At 37.3% G+C, this 244-nt stretch carries 1 protein-coding gene; it reads left to right on the top strand.

The annotated features are described in order from the left end of the window. Nucleotides 1–244 (top strand): MYG1 family protein (locus CWB76_RS19690; RefSeq protein ID WP_138609773.1); only part of this gene is annotated, 244 nt, incomplete at both ends.

Below are 244 nucleotides of genomic sequence, written 5' to 3'. Positions count from 1 at the left end.
ATTAGCTTAAGCCAAACAATTTGTATGTTTAACCCAACATGGGAAGAGGAAAGTGATTTTGATTCTGCTTTTGATCAAGCGGTTGATTTTGCACACACTTTACTGATTCGTTTTGTAGATTCTGCCCGAGGTGGTTTAATTGCTAAATTGATTGTTTCTCTCGCAATAAAACAAGCTGATGATCCTCGATTAATCGTGTTAGAGCTCTTTACTCGGTGGAACAAAACCGTACATCTTTTTTCTG

Origin of the sequence: Pseudoalteromonas sp. S1609 (assembly GCF_005887255.1) — a bacterium.
Taxonomy (GTDB): Bacteria; Pseudomonadota; Gammaproteobacteria; order Enterobacterales; family Alteromonadaceae; genus Pseudoalteromonas.
Note: the sequence above shows the minus strand (reverse complement) of the source record. Positions and strands in the feature narration are given on the sequence as shown.